At 40.9% G+C, this 24,206-nt stretch carries 20 protein-coding genes; 5 read left to right on the forward strand and 15 right to left on the reverse strand.

All coding sequences use genetic code 11. The features are described 5' to 3' along the window. Positions 1-46 precede the first annotated feature (46 nt). On the forward strand, positions 47-1,246 hold the full coding sequence (locus ABS301_RS08100; protein WP_104434263.1) for an AfsR/SARP family transcriptional regulator: 1,200 nt from the start codon (positions 47-49) through the stop codon (positions 1,244-1,246). Between the two features lie 46 nt (positions 1,247-1,292). Continuing rightward, positions 1,293-1,766: a methylglyoxal synthase gene (locus ABS301_RS08105; protein ID WP_349671981.1), complete on the forward strand. Its 474-nt coding sequence runs from the start codon at positions 1,293-1,295 to the stop codon at positions 1,764-1,766. A gap of 50 nt (positions 1,767-1,816) precedes the next feature. On the opposite strand, the gene wecB is transcribed toward ABS301_RS08105, so the two are convergent. The 10 genes from wecB to ABS301_RS08155 all read right to left on the reverse strand — a co-directional run bounded on the left by wecB (position 1,817) and on the right by ABS301_RS08155 (position 15,971). Further along, positions 1,817-2,923 (reverse strand): non-hydrolyzing UDP-N-acetylglucosamine 2-epimerase, encoded by a 1,107-nt coding sequence (wecB, locus tag ABS301_RS08110; protein ID WP_349671739.1) that lies wholly within the window; start codon positions 2,921-2,923, stop codon positions 1,817-1,819. A 41-nt stretch (positions 2,924-2,964) separates the two neighbouring features. Beyond that, positions 2,965-4,584, reverse strand: coding sequence for a TlpA family protein disulfide reductase (locus ABS301_RS08115; RefSeq protein WP_349671740.1), 1,620 nt, complete (start codon positions 4,582-4,584; stop codon positions 2,965-2,967). Further along, positions 4,581-6,545 carry an ArnT family glycosyltransferase gene (locus tag ABS301_RS08120; protein WP_349671741.1) on the reverse strand — a complete coding sequence of 655 codons (1,965 nt, stop codon included), beginning with the start codon at positions 6,543-6,545 and terminating at the stop codon, positions 4,581-4,583. Before ABS301_RS08120 ends, ABS301_RS08115 begins: the two co-directional genes overlap by 4 nt. Positions 6,546-6,577: 32 nt before the next feature. Beyond that, on the reverse strand, positions 6,578-8,854 hold the full coding sequence (locus tag ABS301_RS08125) for a cellulose biosynthesis cyclic di-GMP-binding regulatory protein BcsB (protein ID WP_349671742.1): 2,277 nt from the start codon (positions 8,852-8,854) through the stop codon (positions 6,578-6,580). A gap of 16 nt (positions 8,855-8,870) precedes the next feature. Further along, positions 8,871-10,163, reverse strand: coding sequence for a glycosyltransferase family 2 protein (locus ABS301_RS08130; protein WP_349671743.1), 1,293 nt, complete (start codon positions 10,161-10,163; stop codon positions 8,871-8,873). 10 nt (positions 10,164-10,173) lie between these two features. Continuing rightward, complete coding sequence (locus ABS301_RS08135; protein WP_349671744.1) at positions 10,174-11,769, reverse strand: DUF2334 domain-containing protein; 1,596 nt, start codon at positions 11,767-11,769, stop codon at positions 10,174-10,176. Continuing rightward, complete coding sequence (locus ABS301_RS08140; RefSeq protein WP_349671745.1) at positions 11,747-12,610, reverse strand: diguanylate cyclase domain-containing protein; 864 nt, start codon at positions 12,608-12,610, stop codon at positions 11,747-11,749. Before ABS301_RS08140 ends, ABS301_RS08135 begins: the two co-directional genes overlap by 23 nt. Positions 12,611-12,644: 34 nt before the next feature. Beyond that, positions 12,645-14,183 (reverse strand): glycan biosynthesis hexose transferase WsfD, encoded by a 1,539-nt coding sequence (wsfD, locus tag ABS301_RS08145; RefSeq protein WP_349671746.1) that lies wholly within the window; start codon positions 14,181-14,183, stop codon positions 12,645-12,647. Further along, the gene (locus ABS301_RS08150; protein ID WP_349671747.1) at positions 14,170-15,135 is read right to left on the reverse strand and encodes a glycosyltransferase family 2 protein; all 966 of its coding nucleotides are present in this window, start codon (positions 15,133-15,135) and stop codon (positions 14,170-14,172) included. The genes wsfD and ABS301_RS08150 overlap by 14 nt, the downstream gene beginning before the upstream one ends. 293 nt (positions 15,136-15,428) lie before the next feature. Beyond that, a complete protein-coding gene (locus ABS301_RS08155) occupies positions 15,429-15,971 on the reverse strand; it encodes an HD domain-containing protein (protein WP_349671748.1) in 543 nt (180 codons plus the stop codon). A gap of 197 nt (positions 15,972-16,168) precedes the next feature. Here ABS301_RS08155 and ABS301_RS08160 point away from each other — a divergent pair, with 197 nt between their 5' ends. Next, positions 16,169-16,819: a hypothetical protein gene (locus ABS301_RS08160; protein WP_349671749.1), complete on the forward strand. Its 651-nt coding sequence runs from the start codon at positions 16,169-16,171 to the stop codon at positions 16,817-16,819. Positions 16,820-16,897: 78 nt separating this feature from the next. On the opposite strand, the gene ABS301_RS08165 is transcribed toward ABS301_RS08160, so the two are convergent. The 4 genes from ABS301_RS08165 to ABS301_RS08180 form a co-directional block, all read right to left on the reverse strand. Further along, entirely contained in the window at positions 16,898-17,260 is a 363-nt protein-coding gene (locus ABS301_RS08165; RefSeq protein WP_349671750.1) for a group II intron maturase-specific domain-containing protein, read from the reverse strand. Further along, the gene (locus ABS301_RS08170; protein WP_349671751.1) at positions 17,244-17,417 is read right to left on the reverse strand and encodes a hypothetical protein; all 174 of its coding nucleotides are present in this window, start codon (positions 17,415-17,417) and stop codon (positions 17,244-17,246) included. The genes ABS301_RS08165 and ABS301_RS08170 overlap by 17 nt, the downstream gene beginning before the upstream one ends. 134 nt (positions 17,418-17,551) lie before the next feature. After that, positions 17,552-19,009, reverse strand: coding sequence for a group II intron reverse transcriptase/maturase (gene ltrA / locus ABS301_RS08175; RefSeq protein WP_349671982.1), 1,458 nt, complete (start codon positions 19,007-19,009; stop codon positions 17,552-17,554). 1,124 nt (positions 19,010-20,133) lie between these two features. After that, complete coding sequence (locus ABS301_RS08180; protein WP_349671752.1) at positions 20,134-20,418, reverse strand: DUF6506 family protein; 285 nt, start codon at positions 20,416-20,418, stop codon at positions 20,134-20,136. 297 nt (positions 20,419-20,715) lie between these two features. On the opposite strand from ABS301_RS08180, the gene ABS301_RS08185 reads away from it, so the two are divergent. Beyond that, a complete protein-coding gene (locus ABS301_RS08185) occupies positions 20,716-21,648 on the forward strand; it encodes a hypothetical protein (protein ID WP_349671753.1) in 933 nt (310 codons plus the stop codon). A gap of 64 nt (positions 21,649-21,712) precedes the next feature. Here ABS301_RS08185 and malQ read toward each other — a convergent pair whose 3' ends face one another. Continuing rightward, the gene (gene malQ, locus ABS301_RS08190) at positions 21,713-23,191 is read right to left on the reverse strand and encodes a 4-alpha-glucanotransferase (protein WP_349671754.1); all 1,479 of its coding nucleotides are present in this window, start codon (positions 23,189-23,191) and stop codon (positions 21,713-21,715) included. A 236-nt stretch (positions 23,192-23,427) separates the two neighbouring features. Here malQ and ABS301_RS08195 point away from each other — a divergent pair, with 236 nt between their 5' ends. Further along, on the forward strand, positions 23,428-24,180 hold the full coding sequence (locus ABS301_RS08195) for an SIMPL domain-containing protein (protein WP_349671755.1): 753 nt from the start codon (positions 23,428-23,430) through the stop codon (positions 24,178-24,180). Positions 24,181-24,206: the final 26 nt, after the last annotated feature.

Here is a 24,206-nt window from a genome sequence, read left to right on the forward strand (position 1 = left end):
TTTTTTCTATATACTAAGGAAAGAAAATGTTACTTTGGAGAAAATTATGAAAAATCAAGAGACGATCATTTATGTGAACATGCTGGGGGGATTCTCCGTTACCATCGGAGACAAAATAATTGTTGATCAGAATAATCAGGCTAAAAAACCGTGGAGTCTTTTGGAATATTTAATTACGTTTCGCGGCAGGGATATTCCCGTTGATGAATTAATCGACCTGTTTTGGAAAGATGAAGCCAGCAATAATCCTGCTGGCGCTTTAAAGACGCTGATGTTCCGCGTACGAAAGCTTCTTGAGCCACTTGGGTTTCCCACGCAGGAACTGGTATTCCAAAACAGAAAGGCATATGGCTGGACAAGGGATCTTACCACCGTATGCGACACGGATAAGTTCGAAGAGCTTTGTCTGCAGGCTGATAGCAAGGAATTTCCGGAAGAGACCCGCCTGAAACTGTCAATGGAGGCATTTAACCTTTATAAAGGAAACTTTCTTCCAAAATCCGAATGGGAATCCTGGGTAATCCCGATTCACACCTATTATCACACCCTATATCAGAAATTAGTGAAAAAGATCCTGGTCATGTTAGATGACAGAAAGGATTATCCTACGATGATTGATGTCTGCCAGCAGACAATCTCCATCGATCCTTACGGGGAGGAAGCACATTACTATCTGATCTATGCTCTGTACCAGAGCGGCAACCAGATGATGTCCCTGGAGCATTACAAACGGGTAAACGACATGTTCTACAACGAGTTTGCCATCACTCCATCCATCCGCTTTAAAGAGCTGTATAAAATGATCAGCGACAAAAAGCATGGAATCACCATGGATTTAAGCACCATCAGGGAGATTCTTTTAGAGGGTGGTACCAATAAGGGAGCATTTTGCTGTGAGCCTTCCGTATTTCGGGATATCTACCAGCTGGAGGCCAGAGCCATTGAGCGAACCGGCGATTCCATCTTTTTATGCCTGCTCACCATAAGCAATTTAAAGGGTGAGTTATTAAAACCGGCGGTACAGACCCGTGCCATGGATGAACTGGGCAGTTCCATCCGCAACTCACTTCGCAGAGGAGACGTTTACAGCCGTTACAGCGTAAGCCAGTATCTGATGCTTCTCCCTACTGCGACCTATGAAAACGGAGAGATGGTTTTAAAGCGTATCATACAGAATTTTAAAAAGGAATATTCCAGAAAAGATCTGTCCATTACTTACTCTCTGCAAAGTGTTCTGCCGTTTTAAATGAGGTTCTACCACTCTTATTAATACCTACAACAGGAGGACTATGATGTTACAGGAAGATTATATTACACTGACGCTTCAAAAACAAAAAAACATTGCTCTGATTGCCCATGATAACGAAAAACATTCATTAATTGAATGGTGCACCGAACACAGGGAAATCTTAAAAGACCACACTCTGTGCGGAACCGGCACCACTGCCCGTATGATTACAGATCAGACAGGCCTTCCGGTAAAAGGCTATAACAGTGGTCCTTTAGGCGGAGACCAGCAGATCGGTGCAAAGATTGTAGAAGGCAGGATTGATCTGATCATCTTCTTTTCTGATCCCCTGACTGCACAGCCTCATGACCCTGATGTTAAAGCACTGCTTCGTATTGCCCAGGTTTATGATATTCCCATTGCCAACACCCGTGCAACTGCAGATTTCATCATTACCTCTCCTCTTATGGAGTCTACCTATGAGCATCAGGTAATTAATTTTAATAAGAATATCGCGGACAGAGCAAACTCATTATAAGATCATTCATATTAGTACAGGCCTTCCATGTTTTACATGCAAAGCCTGTACTATTTGGTTTCCTTCTTTCCCAGTAAAATATCTGCAATTCTTCTGCTGGCTTCTCCATCACCATAGGGATTATCTGCACTGCACATCCTGTCATAGAGCGCATTATCAGCCAGTAAACGTGTTACGGCTTCGTAAATAGGTTCTTCTTCAATCCCAACTAAAAGCAGCGCCCCAGAGTCAACTCCTTCCGGACGCTCTGTTGATTTACGAAGAACAAGCACCGGTTTCCCCAGGCTTGGCGCCTCTTCCTGTATTCCCCCGCTATCCGTTAAAATAAGATCAGCTCTCGCCATAAAATTATGAAAATCAATTACATCCAGGGGTTCAATCAGACGAATCCGTTCCTCTCCCGCTAATACAGAACCGGCGATTTCCCTGACACGTGGGTTTAAGTGGATGGGATAAATAACCTTAATCTCAGGATGTGCATCAGTGATCCGCTTGACAGCACGAAAGATCTGCTTCATGGGTTCCCCTAAATTTTCCCTTCGGTGTACAGTCAGCAATATCAGCCGGCTTCCGAAAGCCCACGTTAAAAGCTCATGGCTGTAGTCCGCTCTCACTGTGGTTTTTAATGCATCAATTCCTGTATTCCCTGTAACAAAGATGGCAGAAGGATTCTTACCCTCAGAAATTAAATTCTCCCTGGCTTTTTCTGTTGGAGCAAAGTGATAGTTTGCAATGATACCAATGGCCTGTCTGTTAAATTCCTCGGGATAGGGAGAATAAATATCATAGGTTCTTAACCCCGCCTCTACATGTCCCACCGGTATCTGCAGATAAAAACAGGCAAGGGCACAGGCAAATGCCGTGGAAGTATCCCCATGAACCAAAACCACGTCTGGCTTTTCTTTTTCCAGAACCTCACGAATCTTATTTAAAATATTTACGGTAATTTCAAAAAGTGTCTGCTTTTCTTTCATAATGGAAAGATCATAGTCCGGAATAATTGAAAACGCATCTAAAACCTGGTTTAACATGGATTTATGCTGACCTGTTACACAGACGCAAACCCTTGCTTCTTTCCTGCCTCTCAACTCAATAACCAGAGGGCACATTTTGATTGCCTCTGGTCTTGTCCCAAATACCAGCATGATATTCTTCACTGTAAAAACTCCTTTTATGTTAATTTATTTTGCCAAATCAGTCAGTCTGCCGGTTTTCCAGTATACTCATAAGCCAGCATTGCCATAACCTGATCAAAGGATGTGATGCCGCTTCCATCTTCCATCCCAAATGCACCGTAATAGGGGTAAGCGGTATCCATAATCCTCATTTTTCCCATTTTCTTCAGAGCGTTTCCCCGGAGCTTCGAATCTCCTTCTATTTCCCCAATCATGGCAATCAGCGCGTAAACAGCTGTTGAATCATAATTATACCCTTCCACTACTGTTCCATCTGTTTTGTATCGTGCTTTCACACCGCCTGCATCCATTTGCGTTTTTAGCCAGGCCATGGAATCCTCCGCAAGCAAACCGGCCTCTGCCAGGTGAAGCAGCGTGACCATAGCTTCTGCAGTATTTAAATCATCAGAAACATAAGAGTTTTTATTATAATCATACCAACTGTAGTACAGAGGAAATCCTTCACTTATTTTTCCCCCAAGAATCAATTTCTTTGCTGACTCATAAGGCTGTGTAAATCGGTCATCCAGGGCCGCCAGCCGGGACATAACCGGTAAGTCTCCATAGCAGAGAGTAAAGCGGTCAGCATATTTTTTATAACCGGAATCGTAAAAATCTACATAATTTCCATTGTGAATTGCGTATTTTCCAATTTCTTCTGAATAATTGGTTATTAACTGGTCATAACCGCCCCATAAATTATTTGCAGAAAGCAGTGCACCCAGGATACGCAAGTCATCTAAAAGCGAATTCACCTCTGATGGCTTATTATTGCTGACGTTCCACCCGGTTATACCATTTACCCGCATCACCCCATTGATATAAGAGAGAATTTTTTCAAATAGCTGCTGATCCTTTCGCAGTAACGCATATTCCAGCATCACACCCTGAGTTTCACTAAGAACATCGCTTTTTATGGCACTGTCTGCCTCTGGATCATAAATTGTATGAACTCCTCCCTGGTCATCCATAAGATGATTTAGTACAAAATCCCCGGTCACCTTCCCGCTTCCTTCTGTCAGATCTTTCAAATATCCTTCAAATACAGAGGGCTTTTCCATTGGCTTCATACTCCATGACCGGATCACTCCATGCTCATCCAGAAACAATGTGGTTGGTATGGCATGAAGGCCAAGCTCCTGATAGGCGGCCATACCTTCGTCATAGTAAGTGTCTATGGTAATTCCCTGTTCTGACAGATACTTTTTTGCTGTTTCTCTGGTTTCCTTTTTATTATCTGTTCTATTTATAAGAATATAATTGATGTCGCCATAATTCTTTGAGGTATTTATGAATTCCCTGATATGAGAAAGTTCTTTTTTGCAATCCGGACACCAGCTGGCCCAGAAGGTTATAATGGCCGGCTTTCCCTCAAACGCTTTCATTGTCACTATGTCTCCTGATTCAGTGGTAACGCGTATGTCAGGAATTTTCTCATTGATGTTACAGTATTCCGGCAAAATCGCCGTGATATCATCAAGAGAAGTTTCATCTGCACTTTCCCTCTGACTTTTTCGCAAGTCCTCCTCCTTATTGAGATAGTGAGACAGGAAAAGAAGACCCCCTGCAGTAAATACCGTAAGGATGCAGAGGATCATAATTAGAACCTTTTCCACCCTGCTTCGCGGAATGGCTTTTTTCATACTGTATGTCCCCCTTCATCATGTTCATTGGGCACCTTTCCTGTCTCTGAAATCTCTTCCAGTTCCAGAATTAGCTCCTCTAAATCGGAATGTTCCAATCTGGCCGGCTCCTTCTTTATCATTTTCTCAGTTTCTTTTTCCTGTGATATCTTTGGAGATATCTCAGCGGCAGAGACCTCTTTTTTTTCTTTCATAAAGGGATCGGGTTGCGTATAAGCTTCTGAAACAGTAACAGTAACATTGCCGTTTAAAATGGCCGACTGCATATCAAAAGCATTGGTCATACTTTTATAGCGCTGCTCAATGGCTTTATGTTCTTCCAATTCAAATTGTTTTAATACGGTCTCTTCCCTGATCTGTTGTTCTTTTTTCAGCTTCCGTTCCCAATCCGAAGTATTTACAAATGTTACAGCATTTTCAAAAATATATTTTATTCCTACAGATGAAATAATTATAAATACAGGTAGAATATGAAAGTGATACCGATTCTGGCTTTCAACCATAAGATGCATGGCAGCTGTCCCTAAATAAACCAGGACCAGAACATAAAGAGAGGACGCCTTTCTTTGCAACAGGTAAATCAAAGTCAGAAAAGAAAAGAGCACGGCTACCATATAAACAATCTGGCTGGCAGTTTTCGCATGATTGAGAAATACTGCCCTGTCCGGAGTCAGTTCATTCTGCTCATTTAAGAAAGCCAGATTCCAGTCAGCCCCATAATTATCATTTTCCCACAGCAATTCATATTTTTTTATAAACAGGTTAAATAATCCCCCTGGCCCTGCAGACAACCGCTTAAATGACAAATTCCGGCAAGCAATCTGTGCTTCTATAGGCGAACCGGTCCGTTCCAGATTGTCATATAAATACCTGGAATCTTCTTCATTCCAGCCCCCGCTGGATTCCTGATTTAGTCCTACCAATAGATTATAGCCAAAGGACTGGCTAAAGGAAGGTGTTGATTTATTAATGGTGAGTTCTATATCTGTATTAAGGACACTGGATACCGCCATATATGCCAACACGATAAGCGCTGCCCTCATAAATCCCCTGGCCAGAAACCTTACCCAGACAGAAATGCTGTTGTGTGGTATTTCCGGTAATTTGGACTTAAGGGGAATCAGAAATATAAGGACTGCTATTAATAATATTACAGCCATTGGACGGATTGCCGCAGTCACTGCAATCAGACAGCCAAGGACAATATGAAGAAGAACTCCTCTGATCCCATGCTTTGTGACGCCATCATAATCCATGACCAAATGAAGAAAAAGCAGCACACACAGGTATAAGAAAAATGAAAAGGAGTATTCGGCTGCAAGCATATTGACGTAAAGGATCTGGGATGGCCAGAATGCCGAGGCTGTGAGTGCTGTAAGCCCTGCCATTCTCCCACCCAGCCTTCTGGCAATTCTGTAAATAAGATAAACCGTTCCTACGGAGAACAAGACATTTGCTATCTGTCCGTTCCAGATGCTGGTTCCAAATACAACAAAAATAGTTTTTAAAATATAGCAGTAACCCAGTATATGGGGAAACATCCCAATATAGTTACAATAACCTTCTCCCTTTTCCTGCAGAACCCCTTCCTTTAACATTTTAGCTATCTCGTAATAGGTTTTATAATCAGATGCCGGCTCCATGGGCAGATTCCCTATGACGAAAAGTCTGGCGGCAAATGCCAGAATCAGAATAAGAATGACGTAAATCACTTCTATTGCCAAAAGGTGATTATGATATTTTTTAAGCTTTGTGGTTATGGTAAGCCGGGCAGACAGCAACGCTAAGAAGTTTACTCCTGCCCAGGTAAGGAAGAAGATGAGAATGAGCAATCCTTTCATTGCATAAGGATATTCCTGATTTCCCTGTGCATCGGAGACGCCTGCAATCAGGATGTAGCCCATGCCTGCAATTGATAACGCAATACAGAAATGATAAAACCAGTTTTTCTCTAATCTCATCTTTTTCTTCACCCCTTTCCCAAATTATCTGCTTATTCTTCATTCTTTTTTCTGTATACCCGTATCCGCAGCAGAATAATGATTACGGCAAATAGCATTAAAAACATAGCTGATGTTGCAATGACTGTAAAAACAAGGGATTTCTTATTCCGGACCAGTTTCTCTGCCAGAGTGGGACCTTCCTTCACTTCCTCAGCTTTTATAAACTTAAGAGTTGTGATATTCTGATTGGCATCTATCACCACACAGTCCTTTTTCAGTTCTTCTCTTTTACTGCTGTCTCTTAGGTAATCCTCAAGGTTCTTAAGGGTATCCTGGCTGCTTCCTGCCAATACCAGCAGAGTCCGGTTAAGGGAATAGGGAGATTTTAGCAGCTGCATAACCCCGATCCTTCCTGCGTATTCCCTGGACAAAATCAGCTGATCATTACTTTCAAAGGAATTACCATCCTGAGAAAACTGAAATGCCAGATTATTATTCACCTGGGCTAAAAACGTATTTCCAGACAGTGTACCCGCCGTGATGATGTTATAATCCCCATCATCTTTATTAAATTCACCAGCCCGTTTCACAAGTATGGTTCCGTAGGGTTTTGCCTCCCTCCCATACATTGCCAGAGTCTGACCCAGCAGATTCAATTCAACAGTAGTTGGATTATCACCAAGTACCAACAGTACATCATTGAATTTTCCGTTCCGGCTAAAAGGAGAAATACCGGAATCAAAAGACAATCTTATATCCGCTGCAGGCGGCAAAAATATGGCAGATTCTCTGGATACATAAGCCCAGGGCATATCACTCTGCCTGGGAGTACAAATTAAATCAGGAATTTCCAAGTCAAATGCTATTTTCAAACTGGCAGCAGACGTTCCTATGACATCAGCTGGCATTTCAAAATTCAGTTCATCGCCCGACGCCTTTTCCTGGCTGAGGCGCTTGCTGGCGCAGGGAACATCACCCCAGAATACAGTAATCAGAGATCGTTTAAAATCCAGATTTTCACTGTATCGGAACTTTAAAACTACCTTTCCGCCCTGTGCCAGAACAAAATCCCTGGAAACTGGAAGGTAGACATATTTTTCCTGATGAAACGGTCCTACAAAGGAAAGTCCGCTTCCCATAATATCCTCCAGAGTATAATTCCAGGCAGTCAGATCACTTTGTTTTACCGCATTAACCGCCTGCTCTCCACTTCCCTTTTCCACAACTGCAAGATTTCCGGTTTCCTGCTTCCGGCGGCTTTCATCCATAAGCATGTCAGCTGCTTCCTTTAGACCAGAGTCATCGTTTGATGTAATCAGAAGAAGGGGCTTTAAATTGGAATCATCAATAAAATTAACAATTGCATTTCCGGACGAATCCGGCGCCTTAGTCATTTTATCTTTATACTCGGCAGGCAGATTGTTATAATCCGATATGAGTATGGTATTAGAAGGATTATTGGACTTTAAATCTGAGATTCGGCATAGTTCAATTTCATTTCTTTTTCCAGTCTGCTTACTTAAATCTGCCATCAGGCTCATGGCAGCAGCTACTTCTCCTGATGCAGCTTCATCAGATACAGCAATGAAAAGTCCCTTGCCAGTGGCATTATAAGTTGACATGAACGGATACGGATAAAATGAAATTCTGTGCTCAGGATCCCTGCTTTCATAACCGCATCTGATATAAGATGTGTCAGCAATTCCCAGCCAGTTGGCATCAGAATAATCATCGACGCACCCCTGCTGGTCAAAAAGTCTTGCATAAGCAGATATGGAAAAGGAATTATAACCGGAACGAACCTGATCCATGGGGATTTTTACATACAGAATCTGTGGATTGCCGTCTTTATACTCCAGCTTGTAAGACTGGATGGGGACATCGTTGATGGCAAAGGTAACTGATGAGGCGGTGCTTTCTATGAGCTGGCTTACATCATACTGAATTTTTGCATATACATATTTTGTATCCCAGTAATCTTCCACATAAAAATACAGATCCGTGGAAGAATAAATACCTTTTAGGGTTTTCCTGAAAAAAAAGTTGTCCTGGGTATAACCGACTGGTTCATATACGGGTTCATTCTGATCTGGTAACGGAGCAGATTCAGGCTCCGCAACAGGAAGAAGTTGGATTTCATCCTCTTTTTTGGAGTCTGTCTTTTCAGGCTGTCTTTTTTCCCGGGCATTACTAAGTCCCCCGGCATTGACGTTGGAACCGTACACCGCCAGAGGGGTTATCGTCAGGACAAACAGCATCAGACAGGCTGCGGATATTTTCCCCGGCCTCTTTCTTTTCTTCTTAACTATATCCATCAACGTTGTCATAGTCGTCTCCTTCTTTTCAAACCTGCTTCGTATTTTTTACGGCTTTCTCTGTCATTTCCTCAAAGCGTTCCGTCTTATCCCAGACAACCTCTTTTTGATAGAGCGCATCCCGGACTCCCTGAATCATTCCATTTGCTACAACCAGAACCCACATTTTTGCATAAGTAAACAGCATGACAAAGGTGAGAAGTATATTATTTAAATTGAATTCATTTCTTTCCACTGATAAGGTAATTGCTACATTTAAAACGAACAGCATAATTGCCATTTCCCACAGCAAAGAGGAAAATCCCCCTAAGGTTACATGACCAAGTCCCAGAATTCCAATGACAAAAATAATATCCGAAAAAATAAGGGAGCTGAACATCAGTAAGTAAACCAGGGCGTAATAGATCACGTCCAGCCTCATGATTCCTGCATGGGGATCGAAGGCATATTTAAAATTGCTTTTCAATACATATAAATTGCCTTTTACCCACCGGGTTCTCTGTTTAAACCATTGCTTCAGTTTCTGTGGCTCCTGCTCCCAGGTGACTGCCTGAGGAATAAATTTAATATAATAGCCCATTCTGTACAGGCGAAAACTGATTTCTGTATCCTCTGCAAGTGCATTTACATCCCAGCCACCCATCTGGTCAATTAATTCCCGTCTTATCACGTAATTGGTTCCGGGAATGGTGCACAGTTTGAAAAAGAAATATCTGCCCGCCTGGTTCATGCACTGATAAGCCAAAGTCTCAATGTTTACAAATCTTGTCAGTAAAGATGCATATTTATTTCTGGTTCGGAACTTACCAATCACCGCACCCAGCTTATCGTCTGACATGAGATTTTCCACGAGAATCTTAAGAGCCTGCTTCTCCGGAGTATTATCCGCATCGTAAATAGCAATGACTGAACCTGATGCCACTGATAGGGCAATATTTAACGCATTGGATTTTCCTTTTCCCCCTACTACCGGGTCTGTATTGATTACAATAATTTTTGCAGACGGATTGTTATGCTGAATGGTTTTTAAAACCTGGGCGGAATCATCGGTAGAGTTGTCATTGACAACAATAATCTCATACCGGTCCCTGGGATAATCTAATTTTATCAGAGCCTCCATGGTTTTTTTCAGCACAATACTTTCATTATGGGCAGGAACCATAACTGTTACGATTGGGTACTCCAAAACCGTATGATGTCCATCCGTGCGGTACATTCTCATAATGTAAATATAACCGCCTATAGAGAGCAGTATATTTATAAACAGCAGCCCCCAGATAGCAAAGATGGAATAGATTGCAAGAATATCAATAAATGACATGGCACTCTCCCTAATCATGAAAGAAATAATTTTTCCTGTTCTTTAATCTGGCCCAGAGAATCAGGAACACAAAAAGTATGGAAGTAAGTCCTACTGCAATTACCAGTCTTCTACTCTGGGTTGTCAAATCCCTGGAAAACCGCTGAAGCATATTACGGCGGTAATTGTATTGATCCGGATAAACAGTGGGGTTAAAGCTTAAATCCATTTTTTTACCATTCAGAATCAAATCTCCATTTTTATAAGTCATCAGCTGTTTGTCCAGCCAATAGCTGTGTTCCACATCCCAGAGACTTTTTAATGGTACAAAGGAGTTTTGACACACTCCCACTTTTCTTTCGATTTCCTTAAAATCCTCGTCCAGACCAATGGGTACTGCAGTAGAATAAACGGATAAATAGCTGACTTTCGTATCATCCACGGGGATTGATGCCCCCACCCACTGATGTCCGTCTTTATAAACCTCATTATAATTCATATCTTCCTGGCCTAAATAAGAATCCACCTCATCGGAAGAAAAAATTGTTTTAAAATGACTCATAATTTCGATGGTATCTTTATGAAACATCCAGTTTTGCGGTACTTCTAAAGCCAGTGGATAAACTCCCTGCTTGTTGTATATAGTCATTGCCTGGGCAAGATAATCAAGCATTACCTGCTTATCCAGCGGATTCATCTGGTCTATGGGGGCGTTAATAATTACTGCACCTCCTCCAGCCTGTGCGAAACGCAACACTTCACAAAAATGTGTCATGGAAGGATAATCTCCATTTACATATATTGGCATCACAGAGATCACAAATGGGATTTTTTTCTCTATCATCAGTTTTACTGCCTGTAACAGCTTTTCCGGATCTTCATAGGGATAAACTTTGTCAATTAAGATGTACTGGGCAAATATGTGAGGATTACCGTTATACGGCCATTTCCACTTTGAAACTTCTCTGATCATAACCGCCCGGACCAATTGGCTACTCCTATCAGAAACAGGGATATGGGTTAATCTGCCATCTTTTGCACAAAAATATCCATTTTTATTATTGACCGTTACTATGCCATTTTGGTAGGAGGATTTTTTTAAAAATACAAAATAATCTTCTCGGACCAGACCACTTTTATTTTCTGAGCCATAGAACGAATATTGCAGCTGTCCCACAGTGCTGTTTAACAGTTCATACTGATCTGACCTGTTTGTGGCGTCCAGATAAGTTTTGAAATACTGATTGCCTATAAATAAAATATGGGGCGATTCCATTTTCCCATCAATTGTGCTTTTGGTTTCATATCGACTCAGTCTGCTGGTAAATCCAGGCGGACTCTGTTCTAAATCATAACAGATTACATAGGAGAACCCATCTATATACTCCATTCCCCAGGAAGCCGGGCCATAACTGATCTTAAAGCTTTGAAAGGTCAGAAGTTTTACAAGATCCTCCACCGCAGCCTTCGTATTATCATCAGCATTATCTTGAAAGATAATCAGGATATCTCCTTTTGGCACCTCTTCTGCCAGGGAAGTCACAGTTTTTCCCAAACTGGCAAAAGAAAGAAACAGGAATCCGCCGATATAAAATAATATTTTTTTATACATCATACTGCAGTTCATTTTCCACCCTCTGTTTAAAGAGAATCATATTGTTTTCATAAATCTCTTTTTCGTATTCCAGACTTGCCATCTTTACTTCTATCTTAATTGCCTTATCTGTAATGCCGCTAAAAGCGTCCCGTTCAGAAATCCGGTTTCTGATCCTTCTCATTGCTATCTCACTTCCCTCTTTGCCACAGGTCAGTATGACTGCCAGAGATCCTTTATGATCAATGGAATAGGTCTTATCTTCCACCCGCACCGTATCTACCACGAGTTCAGCCAGTCTCTGTATTACAAGCTCATAATTTTGCCTGGACAATACGCTTTTTAGCTCCGCTTCATATTTCAGCATGATTATCATAAGGGAAAGTGACATCTGGTTTCTCTCAGCATAGGCGGCCAGAACATTAAGATCATTGTATAGACTTCTCAGATTATAGAGTTTTGTCAGCGGGTTCAGCACAACCAGTTCATCTACCTGCCTCCTTAAAATATCATTTTCAAGCTCCAGTCTGTTGATTCCTGATACGAACAGATACATGGCTGCAGCAGAAATAAGCGGTATGAGAATCCAGATATAGCTGTAAAAAGGAATTTCAATATCATAGGATAGGAATAAATACAGCCGGTAAGCAGTATAGAAGGTGACCTCTATTCCAGCCAGTACAAGGGACAATGAAAACAGCTTAAACCCTGAAAATAAAATCACGAAAAAAGTTCCAAGAAGCATGATAACCGCTTCAAACATCGTGGATTTTTCTGAGTAGCTGACTACCATTGCTCCTGCAAATAAGCAAAACAACAAAATTACCAGTCCAATATCCTGCAGCAGATAACCAAACGAATGTCTATTTGTCATTATTTTCCTCACATTTCAAGCACAAATGCTGGTTCTAAACGATTCTAAGCTTATGAAGTAACTCCCCAAAAACACAGTAGGTCATAATATCAATTGAAAGTCCCACCAGAAACAGCCTCTGAGCCATCTCGGCATCACCGCTGTTAACAATTACTAAAATGGATTGGGAAAGTAAAAAGGCCAGAACCATGATAAGCATATCCAAAAATACTGTATTTCTTCTGTCTTCCACCCTGCGCAAGGAATATCCTTTATAAAATAAGATAATAACCGCGACAGTCAGCAGAATTAAATATCCCACAGTTTTTGGTGCGGATAATTCTTTAAAGCTGCTCCATAAAGACCAGAAAAGGCTTTTTGCTTTCTTGGGGAATCCTGCCTCTTTCTCATAGTTTCCGCAATTACTCCTTCTCATATCCATCCCTTGTTTAATGGAAACATCAATCATACCAATCAGGCTGTCTGGATGGCGTAAATAATAAATTCCAATGTCAGGAATCGTATATTGATCCATAAAGCCATGGTATAAGGACCTGTCACCAGATCTTACAAAAGGCAGATAATCATACGCAGATGCATCCGCCAGCAATTCGTAGGAAGGATCAATGTTAAATTCCGTAAGAGTCTTTACCGGATCGGCAGAACTGAACAAAACTCCTCTTGTCATGGCGTGTAATTTACTGGTTTCACTAAAATCAGATGGGTATCCCAGAATACAGACAAAGGAAAGCATGCTCAGCAAAAAAGCGCCGGCTATGCAGACTCCTCCCCAGATAAAGCTTCTGCGAACTGTTACCAGACGGATAATTGATATGGCAAGAATAAAACCCATTACCGCACATTGTTGTCTGGAACTGACCAGTACACTCCCCGATATCACAATCAGAACCAGGGCGGACAAATCTTTGTAACCAGATCTCTTTTTCTGAAAAGACATATATCCTCCCACACAATAAAGTATGGCAAGAAACCAGATCGCCTCCGGATAGAACGAATTAAAATAAGTCATATAACCTACATCTGAGAAAATGATCAGCCCCACTCCTGCAATCAATGCCCCTTCTGAAAAGCTTTTTACCCGTTCACAGCTTTGCCGTATTATGAGGTAAAGGGCGGGAAGATACAGCAAAAAATAAATCAGGGCTAAAAAACGGATATCAAAAATACTGTCTCGGGTAAACAGCTGATCCAATGCTTTTGCTGCCCTAAAAAAAAACAGCTGACTATTCCATACGTTCCCCTGAACTTCCTCTCCAGATGCAACTTCTGTATAAGTTTTTATAAAATAGTCTCCATAGTTAGTATCAGAATCTTTATCTATATAGTAGAAACCGGCAGATTTCATGATTCCATCCGTAGATCCATCATTTGCAACGCCAAGATAATTTGGCAGAAAAAGAATTAAGATGGTAATCAGTGCCGCAATGACTGTTACGACAGATGCAAGAAGGCCAGGAGAATATTTTCCTTCCATAATGGAATTGATTTTTCCTATCTTTTTTCTTACTCCCTGCAGTAGTTTAATAAAGAAGTTGATATATGGAACAGGACCTTTGTCCTCACGATTGTTCATGCCTGATCTCCGTTAAATGGTTTACCTCAATGGCATATCTGGGCCGTTCTTTTACTTCCACGTAAATCTTTCCTATATAAGTGCCAATCAGTCCCACCGATAAAAGCTGTACACCACCGATAAACCAGATTGATAAAATGGTAGAGGTCCAGCCTGCAACCACTTTTCCTGTAATGTAGGAATAAAATGCGTAGATTGCTGCGCCTATACTGAACACCACTATCCCAAGACCTAAATCGGTTATCATTCGGATGGGTTGTATGCTAAAAGATGTGATTCCTTCAAACGCCATGGAGAACATCTTTCCCAATGAATATTTGGATTTACCAGCTACCCGGGATTTCCGGTCATACATGACTGTAGCTGATGGATATCCAATCAAAGGTACAATTCCTCTTAAAAATAAATTTCGCTCCTTATATAGAGAAAATTGCAGCAGCGCACGTTTGGACATAAGCCGGTAATCCGCATGATTATAAACAATCTTTATTTTCATCAGCTGCATCAGTCTGTAAAAGCCAAGAGCAGAAAACTTTTTAAATAAAGTATCTGTATCACGCCTGTTACGAACTCCATACACGATATCATTACCCCGAAGGTATAAATCAACCATCTCTTCCATAACAGTGACATCATCCTGTAAGTCCGCATCGATTGAAATAACCATATCAGCATAATTCATGGCTGTTAAAAGACCAGCGGTCAAAGCATTTTGATGTCCTGTATTTCTGGCAAGCTTAAGACCAAAGATTATGGCTGACTGTTTCCGGAAATTTTCAATTATATTCCAGGTACCGTCCTTACTGCCGTCATCCACATAAAGAATAAAACTGGTTTTATCAACTTTTCCAGATTCCACAAGTCTGTTCATGATTTTTATTAATTCTGCATTGGTATATAAAAGCGCCTGTTCCTCGTTATAGCATGGCACAACAATACAAAGTTTGTTCATATGCCGTACTCCTTTCGGTAACAACTCATAAAATAAAGACTTTATCTGGTAGTTTGCCGAAAAAAGAGGTTTTTAACCAAACCATTGATAAATCGCTTTATCCATGACTTCTCCAAAGGATTGTATATCCAGTTAATGTTGGGGAAAATACTAAAAGAAATGACTTTTAAACTACCAGAACATCGGCAGCTTTTTTCGCAGTATAATCAGTTAAAAGAAAAGTAGCAGATAAAAATATAGAATGAATCTATCTATATGACAGGAGGCTTATTGGAACGCCATATTTACACTTCTTACTTATGACTCTTTCCAAATACTTGTTCACACAGAGTTTTATATTCCTGATAAGCACCAAATTTTTCTAATTCACTTAAGAGTCGGGCTATATTTATATAGTACCACGCATGCTGGTCTTTGTCTTTTTCATTGAAACGTTTCCAGATCTCATCACCCATAAGAAGGTAATCTCTTGCAGTTGTTCTGAGATTACTAAGCTTGTCTGCCAGTACAAGAATCTTAATCTCCTCTGAGGCATGTTCCAAGTGCTTTAATGTGGCACTCTTTCGTTCTTTCCAGCTTTTTGTTTTGTCTTCCGTTTCTTCCATAACCAGCTGTGCCACACGGCTTCCAAATTCTTCTTCCAGCTGTGATTTCGTAACGCCTGCATCTTCGATCACATCATGAAGCAGCGCAGCGCTTATGAGCTCCTGGTCAGAAGTCATCAAAGACGCAATGACTGCTGTCTCCAAAGGATGGACGATATAGGGGATGTGAGTCCCTTTCCGGCAGGTTCCCTCATGGCACTTGGCCGCAAATGCAACAGCTTTCTCCACCATACCTGATCTCCTTGTCTTTTTTTTTATATTAACACAGATTTTGACTATTTAACAGACCACATTGTAAAATAACTTAATTATTTAAACTATTAATATAAATAGAATTGGCTTTCGGGCTGAAAATAGGATATAATAATGTTTTAGATTAAAACAGCCTTAGGCTTTTTAATAATACAAATGATAAAAGAGGTAAAAGTATGAAAAAGAAATGGTTAATTCCTGTATTATGCATGGCTTCTATCAGCCTGTCTGCCTGTGGCAGTAAAGCTTCTACAACTGCCCCTGATAATTCCCAGGTGGAAAGTTTAAAGGCCCAGGTAGAAGAATTAAAACAGGAAAATGCTGACTTAAAGGCTCAGCTTGAAACTGTTCCGGAAACCACAGTGGAAGAAACAAAGGCAGTTCAAAACGGCACACCCATAGCAGTCGGAGGAGTCATTACCACGGATGCCATGGAGATTACTGTGAATAAAGTGGAATTGTCATACGATGTTCTTCCAGATGATACATCCGGATTCTATACCCATTATGCAGCTGATCCAGGCAATGTTTACATTCATCTGGATCTTGATGTTAAAAATCTTGCTAAACAGAATTTACCGTGTGACGAGATTCTGAAAGCAACCGCTGATTACAATGGAGGCTTTACCTACTCCGGACAGGCAGTTCCAGAAGATGGAAACACTGGTTTTACCTATGCCAACATTACGTCCATTAATCCTCTGCAGACAATGGGAGTTCACTTCCTGTTTCAATGCCCGCAAGAAGTTGCTGAATCCCAGAATCCTCTCTCCATTACGCTGGAGCCTTCTGGTACAAAAGACAGCTATATTCTGACTATCAGATAATCGGGTAGGAGGTAGATAATTATTTTATCTACCGACCTCCCACACCACCTAGCATACCGTTCGGTACTAGGCGGTTCCTTAGTTTTCATAAACTATTGAATAATAGTCAAGCATGGAGGTATATCCCAGCTTGGCTATTATTTTATTTGAAAAGATTTGGTTCAGCACCTTTGCCATTCTCCAATAACCTTTTCTGCTACATGCAAGTTCCTTGGCTCTCCAATGTTCACAGCCTAATGCTTTGAGCATTCTGTACTTCGTCTTGATTTTCTTCCACTGTTTCCAGTAGACTGCCCTTATTCTTCGTCTTGCCCACTTATCTATTTCTTGGAGAAGTGCTTTCATGTCTGCAAGTTTGAAGTAGTTCACCCAACCTCTCACAAACTGTTGGTACTTTTCTTCTCTTTTCGCATTGCTCATGCCATTATTTCTGTCTGTCAAGATTGTTCGTCCAATAGTCTGTGATGATACCGCTCTTTTCAGTAATCTTAGAGTAGTCGAACACTTCTGCATACTCTTTCTGTTCCGCAGATACCATTTGCAGATAGTCTTCCATATGAAGTTGTCTGTTCTTAAATCTACTTTCAGTTACATTCATTGCTTGTACCTCCTAAAGTTCAGTCCTTCCCATTTGTTTGCAACCATCTTGGTGTCGGATAGGGGAGTGATTTCTCAATCCTTCCCCCTCCTAAGAACGGAACGTGCGACTTTCACCGCATTCCGCTCACGTATTTATAACGCATAATATCCGATTAGCGCGGCTTTATTAGATTTCATAGCTTTTTGTCTTTTGAATCTTCTCTCTTTTTCTCTCTTATTAAAGTAATCTAAATCTAGAAATGGATTTGTATTTAACCTCAACTGGGAATTTCTAAGAATAGGCATGTCATTCATGTAAAATAAAATATTTTTATCAGACATAAAGCTCCAACTTCTCCCTTTATGGTTCTTCCAGTACTTTTTAACTATCCAATTTTTAGATTTGTTTGGATGTCTTCGTTTCGACCATCTCCAAAGCATTTCCCATGTACTATGGTCAATCTTTGAAAAAGTTTCTTTCGCACAAACTGTGTGATGGTATTCTGCCCATCCCCTAGTCACTTGATTTAATAAATATATCACTCTTTCTTGAGTGCTAGTTTTGTTAGTTTTGATTATCTTACTAATTGTCTGCTTTACTTTTTTAATAGACTTCTCTGCTGGTTTTATAATCAACTTATCCTTATATTTACGAAAGTTCCACCCCAAGAAATCAAATCCTTCTTGAATATGTGTAATCTTGGTCTTTTCCTCAGATAACATCAGACCTCTTTCTAAAAGAAAAGTTTTTAACATTTCTTTGATTACTTCAAGCGTTTCTTTATTGGAAGCAGTAACAACAAAGTCATCAGCATATTTAATCAAATGAACTTTATACTTATTATTTTTGACACTCACAGTTCCTTTCGCATTTGCCCAGTAGATGTTTTTAATTAACTTTTCCATTCCATCTAAGGTTATGTTTGCTAGGGTGGGTGATATAATTCCTCCTTGTGGTGTTCCTTCATTTGTAGGGTATAGTTTATCCTCAAATACGAATCCGCTTTTAATGAATTGTCGGAGAACCTTTTTATCCATAGTTACGTTCTTGATAAGCCATTCATGACTTATGTTATCAAAGCACCCTTTTATGTCCCCTTCGAGAATCCACTGGGGTGAATCTTTTCTGCAAAGAATGCTAAATGCGTATTCTTTTGCATCAAATGCTCCTCTATATTTCCGGAATCCGAAAGATACCGTATCCGCATTGGTTTCTGCCACTGGTTCTAATCCCAGCAATTGTAATGCCTGCATTGCTCTGTCGGACATAGTGGGAATTCCCAACGGTCTTTTTTCCTTCTTTCCAAACTTCTCTATATAGATTCGTCGCAATGGTGATGCTGTGAAACTTTTCGTTTCAAGATTTCTGATAGCATCTTCTTTTGCTTTGTCCGTTCTCCAGACCACTCCATCTATTCCTGGTGTGTTTTTACCTTTATTTGAGATTACTCTTTTTACTGCCATAGCTCTTCCGTAAAAAGAGTGGGTTATTAGATACTGTAATCTTTTGACTAATCGCCACTTTTCTTCTAATGTTGCCTTTACAATCCTGATTTGGAGTCTATTAATATATGATTCTGCTTGTTCCCAGTTAATCTGGTTCCATTTCACTCTCAATATCCGTACCGTCCTCACTAATCGCGTCGTTGAACATAGTTCCGTTCATAAGCACCAATTCCTTCATGTAATTAAATACGCACTGGAAGTCTGCCATCTTTCGATTAGGACAAATCTTGAATCCCTATCTTATGCGTTACACATAAGCCTTCGCTTTTTCCAGTATCCTCTGCCCTCTGTGTATTGTACATCTCTTGCGATTTGCCTACCCATAAGGAACACATAGGGTTTACCTTGTTTCACTGTCTAATTAATCATGGTGTGTTTAGATTCCGTCTATAGACCGGAGGTTCTCTGTCCATCTCGTCATGGCATCATAGTAATTACCTTGACCTTGACCTCATACCTTTTGGTTTAGGTGTAACAACCACTTTCACCTATTCATTGACTGACGACCCTTATGACGATTCACATTTGTTAATCCTGCACACCTTTTCCTTGCAATGGTATGATTGTGGTTACCATACTTTTCACGTTGTTCCGATTGCTCTGCACTTTTCATTTCTTACTAAGCACTTATCGGTAGGAATATCACGAGATGGATGTGATAGTACTTTCGTACAATTCAAACCGCGACTTCAAGTCGCACACTATGACCTCTGCTGACTTCTTGCCATTCGTTATTACTACAAGTTTCATACTCTGTTTTCGCTTGCTGACAAGATCTCCCTTGGTACCACACGTCTCTTTCTCTCCATCTATCTGCCACATTTACTACAGTTAATTCCGAGTAGTTATTGGACTTCAGTTTGTAGTGCAACCTTATCCTTAACTATAGCCTGATGTGGTTTCTGTTCGTCAGACCAGAGATTTGCCTCCACCTTCCTTCAGATTCCAACTCACGGTGGACACCCTTGGTCTTGGCTGTATCCTTCCCACTACTAGGGCGGATTAGGGACTTTCACCCATTAGAAACGTGCGCCGCAAGGCGCACACTTTAAAAAATGCGCCCGTCCGGGCGTATTTTTTTATACTTCAAATGCTTAACCATCTTCTCCATTTCATTCTGTTTTACCAGCTTAAGCCCCTTTCTGTTTATGGCAATAAAAAAACTACCAGCTCAATACTGATAGTTAGTAGCTTTTTTCACATATACAATTTTAAATTTCATTATTAATCTATTTAGAGAATGCCGATTTATATACCGTCTCCTGCTCTGGTAAATGCGTAACATAGCCAACCGGAATCTTATTTTGTGTTGCGTTAATAACTTTTTTTGTTCCTACTTCACCAAATGCTCCACAAAGTTCAATACAATCTACCCCACTTACACATAATTCTTGAGCAACAGTGCAGGCTTCATCAACGCTTGATACACCCACAATTTGTGCCACGCCATTATGAATAGATGCCCTATCATTTTTCAAATCAAATTGACCCATTATAATAAATGCAAATTTCATAATAAATCCTCCAACCTGTTTTCTAATATAAATATATTGTTATATGTATAATACCACCCTGCTTACTAACTATCAATATTAAGTTTCCAACGCACAATCTTTCTTTCATAATCTCTTCACAGATCCATTAAATTCCGGTCACATTCCCCCGGTATATTAATACTTGTAAACACGCATAAACACGGCATTCCGTAAGAATAAATTAAATTATTACAATTTATCATATAAACTTGTAAGATCCCCTATTTTCTGCTATGCTAGGTAACGGAATAATTATCAGGAGGAATTTGAATTCATATGGCTCAGTATAACAATCAAACCAGACCGGATCGCCGCAGGACAAGCTCCGGATACCGGCGTGACAACGGAAAAAGCGGTTTTCTTTCGGTCCTTCTGTTTTATGTACTCCCTTTCATCGTAATTAACGGATTCATCTTTATATTGGTAACCGCCCGCCCGAAGGCAGAGATTACCATTGGTGAAAGCAGCGATTTTATTTCTACCACGATGGAATTAAAGGTGAAATCCCTTCTTCCCATAAAGACTATGGAAGTTTCCCTGGACAGTACCCCAATTGAATTAACCAAGACAGGGGGAAGTACTTATAAAACGACATTAAAAAACAACGGAACACTGGAAGTAAAGCTGACCGGATTTAATAAAATGAAGTCCGTATCCTATGAAACAGTTAATGTTCTGGACGATAGTTCTCCTGCTGTTAAGGACGAAGTTGTGGATAATGGCATTCTTTCATTTCGTCTCGAGGATACCCAGTCTGGTGTGGATTATTCCTCTATTACGGCCTCTGATGAGGATAATACGGATATTCTTCCTCTTTCTATTGACCGCAGTACCGGACTTGTAACTTTTGAGATCAAGAAAGAGAACATCACCATTACAGCCAAGGATAAGATTGGCAACGAGCTTCATGTTACTTTTACACCTCAGGGAGAGAGTTTCGAAGATGCTGAGATGGAAAACGAAGAAGCTGCAGAAAATGGAGACACTGCCGAAACAGATACTTCCTTAGAATCCGATGCTGAAGAAGAAACAAAAGAAACGAAATCAGTAAGCGATACAAAATCAACCAACGATACAAAATCAACCAGCGTTACAAAATCAACTAACAATACCAAAACGACAAACAGTACCAAATCCTCGAAAGAGTCTGTTAAGAGTACTGACACTACGAAATCTACTTCCAAGTCAAATACAGGCAAAAAGAAATAATCGATTTGCTTATACGGCAAAAGCCGGATCCATGTTACCCTGTAAAGGCACGGATCCGGCTTTATTATTTTCTTCCATACAAAAGCGCCAGCTCTCTGCACTTAAGTACAAGATCTTCTGTTATCTCACCTGGTATCAAGCGCCACTTCCAGTTATTCCCAAGGGTAGACGGTTCATTGATTCTCCCGTTCCTGCCAGTTCCCAGATAGTCCTGCACCGGTATTACAGCAAGATTTGCCACACTTGCAAGGGCCAGCCTGATGAAATCCCAGTGAATCTCATCACCAGGGGTATTGTAGTTATTTAAATATCTGCGGCTGAAATTCCGGTCTGCTTCAGAGATATCCTCATACCAGCTTTTCAGAGTCTGGTTATCATGAGTGCCGGTGTAAACAACACAATTTTTCGAATAATTATGGGGAAGATAAATGCTTTCGCCATTGGCGTCAAAAGCAAATTCTAAAACCTTCATTCCCGGAAAACCTGTTTCTGAAAGAAGCTCAAGTACCGACGGTGTCAGAAATCCCAGATCTTCTGCAATGATGTCAAGATCACCAAATCTCTCTTTTAACTGGGTAAACAGCTGGATTCCCGGTCCCTTTTCCCAGGTTCCCACCATGGCATCTTCTCTTCCTGCAGGTACGCGGTAATACTCATCAAATCCCCGGAAATGATCCACTCTCACGGTATCATAGAGACTAAAACTGTATTCCAGACGCTTCATCCACCATTCATAGCCAGTCTCTTTATGATAGTCCCAGCGGTAAAGGGGATTGCCCCACAGCTGGCCAGTAGCAGAAAATGCATCGGGCGGACAGCCGGCTACAGCCTCCGGATATCCTTTTTCATCAAACTGAAACAGTTCCGGATGTCCCCAGGCATCTGCGCTGTCAAATGCCACGTAGATAGGAAGATCGCCGATAATCCGGATTCCCTGTTCACCAGCATAGGCCTTTAACTTCTTCCATTGTTCCCAAAACTTGATCTGAAGAAAGATATAAAAGCCCATTTCATCAGCAAGCAGCTTCTTATAATGTTCAACTGCCTCTTCTTTTTTCAAACGAATATCCTCTTCCCAGTGAATCCAGCATTTCCCCTGAAAATGATCCTTTAATGCCATATAAAAGCAATACCATACCGTTTCCTCACTCAGAGTTCCTGACATTGCTTCTGCAGAATTCCCCTTGCCTTTCCAGGACTCATATGCCTGCTTAAGCAATGGATAACGGTTCTCATATATCTTTTCATAATCTACAGATGAGGCATCCTCCCCAAAATTCAGCAGATTGCACTGTGTGACTGTAATTAAATCTTCTCTGACCAGTTCCTCCAGATCGATAAAATAAGGATTCCCTGCAAAGGAGGAAAAAGACTGGTAAGGAGAATCCCCATATCCTGTAGGTCCAAGAGGCAGAATCTGCCAGTAATGCTGCCCCGCCTTTTTTAACAGATCAATCCATTCATATGCCTCTTTTGAAAACGCTCCGATTCCGTACTTGGACGGAAGGCTTGAAACCGGAAGCAACATACCGCATTTCCGCATAAACCAGTCTCCTTTATCTACACATTTTTCCTATATTTCAACGTTCTTATGGGTTAACAATATCATAAAGCCATAGGAATGGCAACCATTGCCTCCTCAGGATTTTTTTGTAAATAAATCATAGGAATTTCGACCCGGAATGTTAAGAGAAAAGAAATACTAATTTTTTGAATTTCATGTAGAATAAGGATGTAACAACAAAGCAGCAACTACTACAACAATAGGAGGATTTTATTATGAGAAAAATGAATAAACCACTGGCAGCAGCTGCTGCAGCAGCCGCAGTAATCGGCTTAACTGCCTGCACCCAGGCGACCGGCGCTGCCCCAGCTCCCCAGGCGGTTGTAAACGCACAGAACCAGAACAATATACAGGTACAAAGTCAGGAGGAAATAAAGGTTGTTCCTGACAAAGCTGAAGTCAGCTTTGCAGTTTCTTCCCAGGCCGCAGATCCAAAATCAGTTCAGGATTTAAACAGCACTGATGTAGATAAAGTACTCAGCTTTTTAAAAAGCACAGGCATTGATGAAAAATCCATTCAGACTTCCAGCTTCGGCCTTCAGCCTATTTACGACTGGAACAACGGACAAAAAATAACTGGATATGAGATGAGAACTGGTATTGTTGTATCAGATATTCCTATGGATCAGGTGGGCACTCTCCTTTCCTCTTCCATCGAGGCGGGCATCAATACCATAGACCGCATTTCTTACCTGTCCAGCAAATATGATGAGTCCTATCAGGAAGCCTTAAAAAAGGCAGTTGAATCCTCGAAAGTAAAAGCCGAGGCTATGGCCGCAGCAAGCGGAAAATCTCTTGGTGAGGTCACAAATGTACAGGAAATCAGTTCTTACAATGAGAACCGCTATACTACTTATAACGCTGACTCAGCCACAGCTTCCCTTGAGGCAGGTGCCAAAGCATTAGCCATTGAGCCTGGTCAGATCAGTGTAACAGCACAGGTTACTGTAACCTACAGCATTAAATAAATAAAAGCAGCAGCATGCTCTCAGAG

This window comes from Lacrimispora sp., assembly GCF_031982545.1.
GTDB lineage: Bacteria > Bacillota > Clostridia > Lachnospirales > Lachnospiraceae > Lacrimispora.

Excerpts from the sequence above, each read along its gene's own strand:
- ABS301_RS08185 (WP_349671753.1), top strand. The coding sequence starts at position 20,716 with ATGGCTCAGTATAACAATCAAACCAGACCGGATCGCCGCAGGACAAGC.
- ABS301_RS08160 (WP_349671749.1), top strand. The coding sequence starts at position 16,169 with ATGAAAAAGAAATGGTTAATTCCTGTATTATGCATGGCTTCTATCAGC.
- ABS301_RS08140 (WP_349671745.1), bottom strand. The coding sequence starts at position 12,610 with ATGACAAATAGACATTCGTTTGGTTATCTGCTGCAGGATATTGGACTG.
- ABS301_RS08125 (WP_349671742.1), bottom strand. The coding sequence starts at position 8,854 with ATGACAACGTTGATGGATATAGTTAAGAAGAAAAGAAAGAGGCCGGGG.
- ABS301_RS08150 (WP_349671747.1), bottom strand. The coding sequence starts at position 15,135 with ATGAACAAACTTTGTATTGTTGTGCCATGCTATAACGAGGAACAGGCG.
- ABS301_RS08100 (WP_104434263.1), top strand. The coding sequence starts at position 47 with ATGAAAAATCAAGAGACGATCATTTATGTGAACATGCTGGGGGGATTC.
- ABS301_RS08115 (WP_349671740.1), bottom strand. The coding sequence starts at position 4,584 with ATGAAAAAAGCCATTCCGCGAAGCAGGGTGGAAAAGGTTCTAATTATG.
- wsfD (WP_349671746.1), bottom strand. The coding sequence starts at position 14,183 with ATGAACAATCGTGAGGACAAAGGTCCTGTTCCATATATCAACTTCTTT.
- ABS301_RS08120 (WP_349671741.1), bottom strand. The coding sequence starts at position 6,545 with ATGAGATTAGAGAAAAACTGGTTTTATCATTTCTGTATTGCGTTATCA.
- ABS301_RS08170 (WP_349671751.1), bottom strand. The coding sequence starts at position 17,417 with ATGAATGTAACTGAAAGTAGATTTAAGAACAGACAACTTCATATGGAA.
- ABS301_RS08130 (WP_349671743.1), bottom strand. The coding sequence starts at position 10,163 with ATGTCATTTATTGATATTCTTGCAATCTATTCCATCTTTGCTATCTGG.
- ABS301_RS08135 (WP_349671744.1), bottom strand. The coding sequence starts at position 11,769 with ATGAACTGCAGTATGATGTATAAAAAAATATTATTTTATATCGGCGGA.
- ABS301_RS08195 (WP_349671755.1), top strand. The coding sequence starts at position 23,428 with ATGAGAAAAATGAATAAACCACTGGCAGCAGCTGCTGCAGCAGCCGCA.
- ABS301_RS08180 (WP_349671752.1), bottom strand. The coding sequence starts at position 20,418 with ATGAAATTTGCATTTATTATAATGGGTCAATTTGATTTGAAAAATGAT.
- malQ (WP_349671754.1), bottom strand. The coding sequence starts at position 23,191 with ATGCGGAAATGCGGTATGTTGCTTCCGGTTTCAAGCCTTCCGTCCAAG.
- ABS301_RS08105 (WP_349671981.1), top strand. The coding sequence starts at position 1,293 with ATGTTACAGGAAGATTATATTACACTGACGCTTCAAAAACAAAAAAAC.
- ABS301_RS08155 (WP_349671748.1), bottom strand. The coding sequence starts at position 15,971 with ATGGTGGAGAAAGCTGTTGCATTTGCGGCCAAGTGCCATGAGGGAACC.